General features: G+C 69.8%; 10 protein-coding genes. 6 read left to right on the top strand and 4 right to left on the bottom strand.

Features of this window, described 5'->3' with window-relative positions:
* The 3 genes from ACFZB9_RS30980 to argB all read right to left on the bottom strand — a co-directional run.
* Positions 1-1471, bottom strand: a 1471-nt coding sequence (locus tag ACFZB9_RS30980) for a condensation domain-containing protein (RefSeq protein ID WP_391452657.1), incomplete at its 3' end; no start/stop codon positions are given.
* 400 nt (positions 1472-1871) lie between these two features.
* Positions 1872-2039: an MbtH family NRPS accessory protein gene (locus ACFZB9_RS30975; protein WP_391452672.1), complete on the bottom strand. Its 168-nt coding sequence runs from the start codon at positions 2037-2039 to the stop codon at positions 1872-1874.
* A gap of 67 nt (positions 2040-2106) precedes the next feature.
* Positions 2107-2940, bottom strand: coding sequence for an acetylglutamate kinase (gene argB, locus ACFZB9_RS30970; RefSeq protein WP_391452655.1), 834 nt, complete (start codon positions 2938-2940; stop codon positions 2107-2109).
* A 499-nt stretch (positions 2941-3439) separates the two neighbouring features.
* On the opposite strand from argB, the gene ACFZB9_RS30965 reads away from it, so the two are divergent.
* From ACFZB9_RS30965 to ACFZB9_RS30955, 3 genes are all read left to right on the top strand, one after another.
* Entirely contained in the window at positions 3440-4402 is a 963-nt protein-coding gene (locus tag ACFZB9_RS30965; protein ID WP_391452653.1) for a phosphatase PAP2 family protein, read from the top strand.
* A gap of 164 nt (positions 4403-4566) precedes the next feature.
* The gene (locus ACFZB9_RS30960) at positions 4567-6243 is read left to right on the top strand and encodes an FAD-dependent oxidoreductase (protein WP_391452652.1); all 1677 of its coding nucleotides are present in this window, start codon (positions 4567-4569) and stop codon (positions 6241-6243) included.
* Positions 6240-7703 carry an ATP-binding protein gene (locus tag ACFZB9_RS30955; RefSeq protein ID WP_391452650.1) on the top strand — a complete coding sequence of 488 codons (1464 nt, stop codon included), beginning with the start codon at positions 6240-6242 and terminating at the stop codon, positions 7701-7703. The genes ACFZB9_RS30960 and ACFZB9_RS30955 overlap by 4 nt, the downstream gene beginning before the upstream one ends.
* A 41-nt stretch (positions 7704-7744) precedes the next feature.
* Here ACFZB9_RS30955 and ACFZB9_RS30950 read toward each other — a convergent pair whose 3' ends face one another.
* The gene (locus ACFZB9_RS30950) at positions 7745-8431 is read right to left on the bottom strand and encodes an alpha/beta fold hydrolase (protein WP_391452649.1); all 687 of its coding nucleotides are present in this window, start codon (positions 8429-8431) and stop codon (positions 7745-7747) included.
* A gap of 425 nt (positions 8432-8856) precedes the next feature.
* On the opposite strand from ACFZB9_RS30950, the gene ACFZB9_RS30945 reads away from it, so the two are divergent.
* From ACFZB9_RS30945 to ACFZB9_RS30935, 3 genes are read left to right on the top strand one after another with little or no spacing between them, the layout of a single operon-like run.
* The gene (locus ACFZB9_RS30945) at positions 8857-9948 is read left to right on the top strand and encodes an ABC transporter ATP-binding protein (RefSeq protein WP_391452647.1); all 1092 of its coding nucleotides are present in this window, start codon (positions 8857-8859) and stop codon (positions 9946-9948) included.
* 17 nt (positions 9949-9965) lie between these two features.
* Positions 9966-11246, top strand: a complete 1281-nt coding sequence (locus ACFZB9_RS30940; RefSeq protein ID WP_391452645.1) for an ABC transporter substrate-binding protein — start codon at positions 9966-9968, stop codon at positions 11244-11246.
* The gene (locus tag ACFZB9_RS30935) at positions 11246-12154 is read left to right on the top strand and encodes an ABC transporter permease (RefSeq protein WP_391452643.1); all 909 of its coding nucleotides are present in this window, start codon (positions 11246-11248) and stop codon (positions 12152-12154) included. Before ACFZB9_RS30940 ends, ACFZB9_RS30935 begins: the two co-directional genes overlap by 1 nt.
* The last annotated feature ends 6 nt before the right edge of the window (positions 12155-12160 follow it).

Here is a 12160-nt window from a genome sequence, read left to right as displayed (position 1 = left end):
TCAACTCCCCATACGACACCTCCCGACCCTCGAACACCACCGCCACCGCATCCGGGGACTTCACCACCTGCGCCTCGAACAACCCCGGCAACGTCCCAACCGACACCGGCACCGCCGTGTCGTTCCACCCCACCAACACCCGCTCACGCTCAACCGCATCAAGCACCTCAACACCCGAAACCCGCAAGCCCGGATCGGCCACGACCAGGGTTTCGAGCAGCCGGGCAAAACGCTCGGTGTGCGCGGCCACATCCTCGGACCCGTATATCGCCGGATTCGCGTTGACCGTCAACCGGATCCCGTGTCGCCCGCGGTCGTAGACCACGAAATCCAGATTCTTCACCACCCCGTTGGACAGGTTGTGCACCGTGGCGTGGTGGCCGGCGAAGCGCAGCGCATCCTCGTCGAGCGCCATCACGTTGACGCTCGACACGAACAGGTCTCCACCCAACCCGACGCGTCCGAGGTCCCGGCGCATGTCCTCGAGCCGATAGTTCTGGTGCCGCAGCGCACCACGCATGACGGCACTGACCTGTCGCATCAGGTCGGCCAGCGTGGCACCGGAGTCCACGGGTATGCGCAGCGGAAGGGCGTTCGCAAGATCTCCGGGGACGGTGCGCTGCAGTTCGCTGGTACGGGCGCTCACCGGCAGGCCGAGCATCGCCTCGTCGCCCCCGGTCAGCCGCGCTGTATACAGAGCCGCCGCGGCCATCACCAGCACCGGTAGCGCGGTACGGTACCCCTTGGCCGCCGCACGCAGCCGTTCTGCCGTTTCCGGTGCCATGTCGACGGTGTGGCGCAGGAAACCGTTCGAGGCCGGGGCGATGCGTCCGGCCAGGCTGACCGGCTCCGGCGCGTCCGTCAGCGCCTGCGTCCAGTACTCCCGGTCAGCCTCGAACCGTTCGGATGCGCGGTAGGCCGCGTCCTGCTCCAGCAGGTGGCGCAGCGGTGGCAGTGCGGCCCCGCAGTCCTCCCGCCCCTCGGCCGTGGCCGTGTAGATCTCAGCGACCCGCCGGGCCACCAGGAACCCGCTGTAGCCGTCGCCCACCAGGTGATGTCCGCGCTGGTACCAGAGGAGCCGCTCCGGGCCGGCCACGAACAGCACCATCGTGTACAGCGGGCCGCGTTCGAGGTCCATCGGACGTGCCATCTCTGCCCGCATCCAGGCAAGCGCATCGGCCAACGGATCATCCGCGCCGCTGACGTCCACCACGTCGAGGGGCCAACCCGGCTGCGGATCGACGAATTGGCTCACCCGGTCCCCGACCTGTCGGAAGCGCAGCGACAGCGCCTCAGCCTCCGCCACCGTTCTGCGCAGCGCCGCCTCGAACAGAACGACGTCCACCGCGCCGTGGATCTCCACATACTCCGCGATCTGGTACGTCATGCCGGCAGGAGCGAACTGCTGCGCGAACCACACGCCCACCTGGCTCGCCATCAGGTTGAGGTCACCGTTCACAGAACCAGACATGCGTGCGCCTTCCAACTAAAACGGACAGACTTCTGACGTGTGATCAGTTCCGTACGCACATAGTCGGGCTTTCCCCGAGAAAGTGGACACGCGTTCGGTGATCATGCGGCGAGCGTGAGCCTAGCGGACTCGTACTGGTACCGGCCTTTGCAGATCGTGGGGCTGTTGTGTCCGTTGGCGGAGTGCCTGCGGCGGGTGTTGTCGCCGGTGAGCCACTGGACGACAGTCGACCCTGCCCCGGACGGAGTGACGCCCAACGCGCCGTACGCGTGGGCGAATTCACGCGATGTGTCCTGTCCTGGGCGTCGTGACCGGAGTGGGACACCACGGGGCCACGGCATCGGCCTTGAGCTCCTCCGAGGAGTGCCTCAGCGCTATCGGCGGTGTTCGCTTCTCCGGATCAAGCAGAGGAGTCGATTACCTGAAGGCTCTTCGGGCGCATATCCGTCCAGGAGGACTCAACAGAATTGAGGCACTCTGCACGCGACGCCTCCCCATATGCACCATTCCAGCCATCTGGAACAGCATTGCTCGCCGGCCAGAGCGAGTGCCGGCCCGCACCGTTGATCAGGACGAGAAACCTGCGGCGTCATTCTCGAACGGGTTCACAGCTCAGCCCTTACGGTAGTCACTCATCACTCATGGCCGTAAAAAGTCGTTCCGACCGTGGTGTCGGTGGTGGCAGCGAGGAGGACGGCGTCTTCCTGGCGGCTGCCGATGATGCGCACCTGACGCACGCCGGAGCGCAGCGCGTCGAGCGCGGCAGTGAGCTTGGGAAGCATGCCGTCCTTGGGCGGCTGGTTGCGCAACAGTTCGTCGAGCTCCCGGCTGCTCAGCCGCACGATGCGGGACTTCGGGTCAGCCGGATCCCGCAGCAGGCCGTCCACGTCGGTGACGTAGACGAGACGCTCGGCGCACAGGGCTGCCGCGAGGGCGGCGGCGGCGGAGTCCGCGTTGATGTTGTGCGGGACTCCCGCCTCGTCGGCTGCCACGCTCGCGACCACCGGCACCATGCCGGCTCGCCACACCATGTGCAGGACGTCCGTGCGCACCTCGGCCGGCTCGCCGACGTAGCCGAGGTCCACCGTGCCGCCGCCCGGGCGAAACGTACGGGCCCTGATCAGCCCCGCGTCCTCGCCGGACAGGCCGATGGCGCGTATGCCGCTGCGGCCGAGCTGGCCGACCAGGTCCTTGTTGAGGCGGCCGACCATGACCGTACGGACCACGTCGAGCATCTCCCGGTCGGTCGCCCGCAGCCCGTCCACGAAGCGCGTGACAAGGCCCCGTCGGGTCGCCTCCTCGGTCACCGCGCGGCCGCCGCCGTGCACCAGCAGCACGCGACGGCCGCCGCGCGCGAGCGTGGCGAGGTTCCGCGCGGCCGAGGACGACAGGAGGCTGCTGTCGAATGCGGCACCACCGTACTTGACGACGATCACCGGAGAGTCGTGCGCTTCGGCCACCGGGTTCATCGAACGGCGCCCGGCGTGGCGAGCGGTTCGGTGACGACTTCGGCGATACCGGCCCGCTGTTGAACTATCGGCGTGTTGACGGCGGTTCCCTTCCCTCGGACTCGACCAGCAGTTCCCCGTCCTTCTGCCGGCGGACCGTTGCCGCCACGGGCACCCGCTGTGACAAACGGGGCATTTGACAGTGGTGGGACGTCAGAGCACTGACAACCAAGATCAGCTTTCCGACCCTACAAGTTGGCCCGCCCGGCTGCAATCCTTTGATCTTCGCCCCGCGGTACCTCGAAGGCGCCGAAAACCCGTGCGACCTGGTGGTGTTCACAGAGGAGGCCCCGGCGCGGTCGTGTCGGTGGACGCGGAAGGCGTGTCGGTGGACGCGGAAGGCGTCGAAGTCGACGACGACGTCGGGTCGGGTTCTCTCATGAAGGCCTCGCGTCGAGGCGCGCAACCGGCCCGGGCTGAGGAGGCGACCGCGAGTTGATCAGAGCTAGCATTTCAGATCATGACGACGACTCAACCGCTGGACAAACAATCCGGGTCCACTAGGAGCGGTACTGGCACCGAGAACGGGACGAACGGCACAGGGACGAGCGCGAAACGCGGATTCCCGAAGATCGGCCCGATCCTGCCGGCCCGGCTGCGACCGGTGAACCGCCCCACCATGTGGATCGAGATCGCGCTCATCGGCATCGCCTACTACTGCTACCGGGTGACGCAGAACGCGGCGAGCACCGGCGGCTCGGCCCCCTACCACCGGGGCCGGGACATCCTGAGTCTGGAGCACGCGCTCCACATCGACATCGAGCATTGGCTCAACCACACGATCGCCAAGGTCGGCTGGCTGGTCGTGGGGATGAACTACTACTACGCGACGCTCCACTTCATCGTCACGATAGCCGTCTTCATCTGGGTCTACCTCAAGTTCCCTGACCGCTACCGCGCGGTCCGCACCGTGATGTTCGCGATGAACGGCGTGGCCCTGATCGGCTTCTACCTCTATGCCGTCGCCCCGCCGCGCCTGCTCGACCCGACCCGGTTCATCGACACGTTCTGCGTCCACCACACCTGGGGCGAGCAGACCTGCAGCGGAGTGGCGGGCCTGTCCGGCTCGATGACGAACGAGTTCGCCGCGATGCCGTCCCTCCACATCGGCTGGGCGGTCTGGTGTGCCCTGGCGATCGCCCACCTGGCCAAGCGTAAGTGGGTGAAGATCCTGGGCATCCTGTACCCGGTGGCGACCTTCACGGTCATCATCGCGACGGCCCAGCACTACGTCATGGACGTGATCGGCGGCCTGGTCACCCTGGGTGCCGCCTTCCTGGTCCAGCGCATCCTGCAAGGACGGCCCGTCTACGGCGCGCTGCCGCATCCGGACCCCGTCCGGATGCCACAGCAGGGCGCGGCGGATGAGGACGACGTCGCCACGGCCTGGGCTTCCGCTCGGACCGTACGGCTGAAGGATTGACCTCCAGGACTTACGCGTAGGCGCGCCACCTACTGACGAGTAGGCGCGCCACCGGTCCAGCAGCGGGAACGGCAGCGGGACCGGCGGTGGGCCGGACCACGGGTCGGCGAGCACACTGGAAGGGCTGTTCCCCTGGAGCCGGCGACAGTCCTGGATGGTGGGCCATGCCAGAGGTCACTGATGCGGCACGGACCGTGATATTGACCGTGGACGACGATCCCGCGGTGTCCCGTGCGGTTGCCCGGGACCTGCGCCGTCGCTACGGGAGCGACCACCGGGTGGTCCGCGCAGAGTCCGGCGCGTCGGCGCTGGAGACGCTGCGGGAGCTGAAGCTGCGGGGCGCGCCGGTGGCGGTGATCCTGGCGGACTACCGGATGCCCCGGATGAACGGCATCGAGTTCCTCGAAGAGGCGCTCGATCTCTACCCGGGAGCCCGGCGGGTGCTGCTGACCGCCTACGCCGACACCGACGCCGCGATCGACGCGATCAACGTCGTCGACCTCGACCACTACCTGCTCAAGCCGTGGGAGCCACCCGAGGAGAAGCTGTACCCGGTGGTGGACGACCTGCTGGAGTCGTGGCGGGACACCGACGGCCTGGCGGTGGACACCACGAAGGTCGTCGGGCACCGCTGGTCGGCCCGGTCGTCGCAGATCCGGGAGTTCCTGGCCCGCAACCAGGTGCCGTACCGGTGGTACTCCAGCGAGGAGCCGGAGGGCATGCGCCTGCTGGCCGCCGCCGGGCTGGACCCGCGGCGGCTGCCGCTCGTGGTGGTACCGGACGGCACGGTGCTCGCGGAACCCGAGGAACGCGACCTGGCCGCCCACGTCGGGCTGTCGACCACCCCGGCGGCGGACTTCTACGACCTGGTCATCGTCGGCGGCGGCCCCGCCGGGCTCGGCGCGGCCGTCTACGGAGCCTCGGAGGGCCTGCGCACCGTCCTGGTGGAGCGGGAGGCGACCGGGGGCCAGGCGGGCCAGAGCTCGCGCATCGAGAACTACCTGGGCTTCCCCGACGGGGTCTCCGGCGCGCAGCTCACCGACCGGGCGCGCCGCCAGGCCACGAAGTTCGGCGCGGAACTGCTCACGGCGTGCAAGGTCACCGGGCTGGAGGTGAACGGGGCCGCCCGCACGCTGCGCTTCGCCGACAGCTCCGCCGTCTCGGCCCAGGCCGTGATCCTGGCGACGGGCGTGTCGTACCGGCAGCTGGACGTGCCGGGAGTCGCCGAGCTGACCGGGCGCGGGGTCTACTACGGCTCGGCGCTGACCGAGGCGGCCGCCTGCCAGGGGCAGGAGGTGTTCATCGTGGGCGGGGCGAACTCCGCCGGCCAGGCCGCGATGTTCCTCGCCCGCCATGCCCGGCAGGTCACCCTGCTGGTGCGGGCGCCGGAGCTGGCCGCCTCGATGTCCTTCTACCTGCTGCAGCGGGTCGAGGACGCCCCCAACATCTCCGTGCGCACGGACACGGTCGTCGAGGCGGCCCACGGCAGGGAGCACCTGGAAGGGCTGACCCTGCGCAACCGGGTGACCGGGCGGTCCGAGGCGGTCGACGCCCAGTGGATGTACGTCTTCATCGGCGCGGAGCCGCTGACCGACTGGCTGGACGGCACGCTGCTCAGGGACCCCCGCGGCTTCGTGCTGACCGGCCCCGATCTGAGCGCCGACGGGCGCCCTCCGGCCGGCTGGGTGCTCGACCGGTCTCCCTATCATCTGGAGACCAGCGTGCCAGGGGTGTTCGCGGCCGGGGACGTGCGGGCGGAGTCCGCCAAGCGGGTCGCCTCCGCGGTCGGCGAAGGCGCCATGGCCGTCATGCTCGCGCACCGGTACCTGGAGCAGTCATGACTGCCGCCCGCCCGGCGGGCTGCGACGAGCAGGAGCTGCGCACGCTCTTCCTGTTCGAGAAGCTGACCTCCGGGCAACTCGCCCAGCTGTGCCGGGACGGCCGTGTGGAGTACTTCGGCCCGGGCCCCGTGTACCGGGAAGGCGATCCGGCCGTGAACTTCTACGTGCTGTTCCACGGCACCGTGGTGCTCTCGCGCCGCGTCGGCGGCCAGGAGGTGGATGTCAGCCGCACCTCCGCGCCCGGGGTGTACGCCGGGGCCTTCCAGGCGTACCTGGGCGACCAGGTGCCACAGGTGTACAACAACTCGCTGCGGGTCACCGAGCGGTCCCGGTTCTTCGTCCTGCCCGCGGCAGCCTTCGCGCAGATCGTGCGTGACTGGTTCCCGATGGCCGTCCACCTGCTGGAGGGCCTGTTCTTCGGATTCAAGAACACCCAGGACGCGGTCGGGCAGCGGGAGCGGCTGCTGGCCCTCGGAACGGTGACGGCCGGGCTCACCCACGAGCTGAACAACCCCGCGGCCGCCGCCGTGCGCGCCACCTCCGCGCTGCGCGAGCGCATCGCCAGGGCACGTCGGGAGTTCGCCGCACTCACGGCCGAGCCACGCCGGGGCGAGGACCTGGCGTGCCTGAGCGATCTTCAGGACCTGACCCTCGGCCGGATGGGGCAGGCCCCGCCGCTCGGCCCGCTCCAGGCCACCGACCGGGAGGACGAGGTCGGTGACTGGCTGGAGGAGCACGACGTCGCCGACGGCTGGGAGCTCGCGCCGGTCCTCGTCCAGGCGGGGCTGGGTACCGACTGGCTGGACCCGATCGCGGGTGCGCTGCCCGCCGAGGTGCTCGGCACCGCGCTGACCTGGCTGACCTGCACGGTCGAGGCCGAACTGCTGCTGAACGAGATCGAGGACGCGACCCACCGCGTCTCCGCGCTGGTCGGGGCGGCCAAGCAGTACACGCAGCTGGACCGGGCCCCGTACCAGCGGGCGGATGTCCACGAGCTGCTGGACAGCACGCTGTTGCTGCTCGCAGCGAAGATCGGCCCGGAGATCACGGTCGTGCGCGAGTACGACCGCACACTGCCCCGTGTCCCCGGCTACCCCGCCGAGCTGAACCAGGTCTGGACGAACCTGATCGACAACGCCGTCTGGGCCATGCGCAGCGCCGGAGCCGGCGACGGCACCCTCACCGTCCGGACCGCGCGGGACGGGGAGCAGGTGCTGGTCGAGTTCCGCGACACCGGCCCCGGCGTGCCCGCCGATGTGCAGAGCCGGGTCTTCGACCCGTTCTTCACCACCAAACCCGTCGGCGAGGGCACCGGCCTGGGCCTGGACGTCTCCTGGCGCATCATCGTCAACCGGCACCGCGGCGACCTGCGCCTCGAATCCGCGCCCGGCGACACCCGCTTCCAGGTCCGCCTCCCGATCCACCCCGCAGCGACCGACGCCCCGCCGGAGCAGGCCTGAAGCGATCAGCGGGGCGCGGCGGGCAGCGGCAGGCGGCGGCTCTACGCCTCAAGGGTCTTCGCGGCGTCGCGGATGACGTCGAGGACGAAGTCGGGGTGCGAGAGCATGGGCACGTGGCTGCTGTCGACGGCGTAGGTCTTCGCGCCGATGCGCTCCGCGGCGGCCCGCTCCAGGTCCGGGTTCACGGTGCGGTCGTTGTTGGCGACGATGTACCAGCTGGGCTTCGTGCGCCAGGCGGTGCCGGGAACCTGCTGATTGAACAGCTCCGCGACCGGCACGGCGCCCGTCGCGAGGACGAACTTCTGCTCGGCTGCCGGCAGATCGCCGCAGAAGTCGCCGATGCCCGACTCGAGGAGCCAGAGGCGGCCGTCGGTGATATCGAGGTGCTCGAAGACGGGCATGCCCGCGAACTTGTTCTGCTGGTCCTGCGAGGTCTCGTCCTCGTCGGGGGCGAGCGCGGCAATGTAGACCAGAGCGCCCACGCGGTCGTGGATGCCGGCCTTGGTGATCAGGGTGCCGCCGTAGGAGTGACCGACGAGCACGACGGGGCCGGGCACGTGGTTGATGGCACGGGTGACACACGCGACGTCGCCTTCGAGTGAATCGAGGCCGTGCTGCGAGCTGAGGACCTCGTGCCCTTCAGCCTGGAGCGTGGGGATGAGCTTGCTGAAGCACGACCCGTCGGCCCAGAGTCCGTGGGCGAAGACGATGCTGGCCTTGCTGGTCATGGTTTCCCTTTCGTGGACACCGAGCCGCGACGGCAGAACTACACTGGGTGTCCACGCTATGACCGTTCGCAGCGAGCCGCGACTGCCGCCCGGCCCCGGACCGCTCCGGCGGCCCGCCCCGGAGGTGGCCCTCCGGTCGGCGGGCCGGCGCCCTGCGGCCGGGACGCCCGCGACCTCATCGGCGCCACGATCGCGGCGACGTGGCGACCTGACAGCACCTGGCCCAGCGCCTCGCAGAGGTTCCGGTGCCACCAGCCGGAGTGCTCGGCCTGGTACGGGCTGCTGAGCCCGGCGTCCTCCGCGGCCGACATCGGACGACGGTTCTCGGCCTCGAACCGCGGAGAGCGATGCCTTGCCGACGCAGCGTCAGATCCAGTGGCCCGATGATGGTTTGCGAGTAGCAGACCGCGAGAACGAGGTGCGGTATGACGCCCAGTCCGTCCCCCAGCCCAGCCACCCGACCACCCGATCACCTGGCCACCCGACCACCCACCCCCGGCGCGGTCGTGCTGTCCGGGGTCAGCAAGGCGTTCGGCGCGGTACGCGCCGTGGACGGCATCGATCTGGAGGTCGGACCCGGCGAGTTCTTCTCGATGCTCGGGCCCTCCGGCTCGGGCAAGACCACCGTGCTGCGCATGATCGCGGGCTTCGAGGCCCCGAGCGCCGGCCGGGTGCTGCTCGGTGGCGTCGATGTCACCCGAATGGCGGCATTCGACCGCGACGTCAACACGGTGTTCCAGGATTACGCCCTCTTTCCGCATCTGTCGGTGCGGCAGAACATCGAGTACGGCCTGAAGGTGAAACGGGTGCCCCGGGCGGAGCGGGCCGAGCGGGTCGCCGAGGCGCTGGCGACCGTGCGGCTTCCCTCCTTCGGCGACCGGCGCCCCGCCGAACTCTCCGGCGGGCAGCGCCAACGCGTCGCGCTGGCCCGCGCCCTGGTCAACCGCCCGCCCGTGCTGCTGCTCGACGAGCCACTGGGCGCCCTCGATCTGAAGCTCCGTCAGGAGATGCAGCTCGAACTCAAGCAGATCCAGCGCGAGGCCGGCATCACCTTCGTCTTCGTCACCCATGACCAGGACGAGGCACTGACCATGAGCGACCGGATCGCGGTCTTCAACGCGGGGCGGATCGAGCAGGTCGGCACACCCGCCGAGGTCTACGAGCAGCCGGCCACCGCGTTCGTGGCAGGCTTCGTCGGCACCTCCAACCTGCTCCGGGGCGCCCTCGCCGCCCAGGTGTTCGGCGAGTCGGGGACGTACTCGGTGCGTCCCGAGAAGATCCGCATCGCCCGTCCCGACGAGCCGACCGGTCCCGACGAGTACGTCGTCACCGGGACGATCGGCGAGGTCGTCTACGCCGGCGCGCAGACCCGCTTCCTGGTGGACCTGGCGGCGGGCGGGCGGCTGGTCGCCGTCCGGCAGAACCTCGAAGAACCCGGCGCCGATGCCACCCGGCGCCGGGGGGCGACCGTCCTGCTGGCCTGGCAGCGACAGCACACCGTCCGCATCAACCCCTGACCACAGTGAGGCAGTTCATGAGCATCCCGCACCTTCCGCACCTCCAGCACGCCCCGACCCCGCGCACCCGCACCCCACGCACCCGGATCCGGACCCGCACCGGGACCGGGACCCTGCGCACCCTGGCAGCCGCCTCCGCCCTGCTGCTGGCCACCGCATGCGCATCGAACGCCGGTGGCAGCAGCGCGAGCACCGGGTTCGCCCCGCCGAGCATCCCCGCGCACAAGTCCCTGGGCCCCGGCGAGGGGACCGTCAACATCGTCGCCTGGGCCGGCTACGTCGAGTACGGGCAGGACAGCAAGACAGTCGACTGGGTCACCCCGTTCACCCGGCAGACCGGCTGCAAGGTGAACCTCAAGGTGGCGGGCACCTCCGACGAGATGGTCGCGCTGATGAAGACCGGCCAGTACGACACCGTCTCGGCCTCCGGCGACGCGACGCTGCGCCTGATCGCCGGCGGCGACGTCGCGCCCGTCAACACCGCGCTGGTGCCCAACTACGCGGACATCTACCCCGGGTTGAAGAACCAGCCGTGGAACTCGGTCAACGGCGTGCCGTACGGAATCCCGCACGGCCGCGGCGCCAACCTGCTGATGTACAACACCGACAAGGTCACCCCCGCCCCGACCTCCTGGGGCGCGGTCTTCGCCGCCAGTTCCCCTTACGCCGGGCACATCACCGCGTACGACAGCCCGATCTACATCGCCGACGCCGCGCTCTACCTGATGAAGACCAGGCCCGAGCTCGGCATCCGGAACCCCTACGCCCTCACCCCGGCCCAACTGGACGCCGCAGTGGGGCTGCTGAAGGTCCAGAAGAAGCAGATCGGCTCCTACTGGAGCGACTACACCAAGGAGCAGGCCGCATTCGACTCCGGCGATGATCTGATCGGCACCACCTGGGAGGTGATCCAGCAGGCGGTCGCCACCGACGGCAAGGTGAAGACGCAGGCGATCCTGCCCGCCGAGGGCTCCACCGGCTGGTCCGACACCTGGATGGTCTCGGCGCACGCCCAGCACCCCGACTGTGCCTACCAGTGGATGAACTACATCGTCTCGCCGTCGGTCAACGCCCAGGTCGCCGAGTACTTCGGCGAGGCCCCGGCCAACTCCAAGGCCTGCGCGCAGATCACCGACAACCCCGGCTTCTGCGGCGAGTACCACGCCACCGACGAGAGCTGGTGGAAGAACGTCTACTTCTGGACCACGCCCACCGCGCAGTGCGCCGACGGCAGCGGCCGCAACGACTGCACCACCTACGCCCAGTGGGTCACCGCCTGGAACGGGATCAAGAGCTGATGGCCTCCCCCGCCGCGGCCCGAACGCCGGTACGCACCCCGGCACGCACCCCGGTGCGCAGGCTGGCCGGGGCGCTGTCCCGGCACCCCGGCCTGCGGCTGACAGCGCTGCTCGCGGCGCCGATGACCTGGCTGGTCCTGGCGTACCTGGGGTCGCTGACGGTGTTGCTGCTGTCGGCGTTCTGGACCACCAACGAGTTCACCTCCAACATCGAGCACCGCTGGACCGCCGACAACTTCCGTTCGCTGCTGACCGATCCGCAGTACCGGGAGGTCGCCCTGCGCACGCTGGGCATCGCGGTGTCGGTGACGGTGATCGACGCGGTGATCGCGCTTCCGATGGCCTTCTACATCGCCCGGGTGGCCCGACCCGGGAACCGGCGCCTGCTGCTGGTGGCGGTGCTGACGCCGCTGTGGGCCGGGTACCTGGTCAAGGCCTACGCCTGGTGGGTGATGCTCAGTCACGGCGGCGTGCTGGACTGGATAACCGCCCCGTTCGGCGGGCACTCCCCCGGGTTCGGCGTGCCGGCGGTGGTCATGGTGCTCGCGTACCTGTGGCTGCCCTACATGGTGCTGCCGCTGTGCACCGCGTTCGAGCAACTGCCCGACAGCCTGCTCGCCGCCGCGGCGGACCTCGGTGCCGGACCCTGGCGGACCCTGCGCACCGTCGTGCTGCCACTGGCCAGGCCGGCGCTCATCGCCGGGTCGATCTTCACCTTCTCGCTGAGCCTGGGCGACTACCTGACCGTGCAGATCGTCGGCGGCACCACGTCCATGCTCGGCAACGTCATCGCGTCCAACGTGACGCTCAACCTGCCCCTGGCGGCGGCGGTGTCCTGCGTGCCGGTGCTGCTGATCATCGGCTACCTACTCGCCGTGCGCCGCACCGGCGCACTGGACAGCCTGTGAGGCCCT

Origin of the sequence: Kitasatospora sp. NPDC008050, assembly GCF_042957465.1 — a bacterium.
Taxonomy (GTDB): Bacteria; Actinomycetota; Actinomycetes; order Streptomycetales; family Streptomycetaceae; genus Kitasatospora.
Note: the sequence above shows the minus strand (reverse complement) of the source record. Positions and strands in the feature narration are given on the sequence as shown.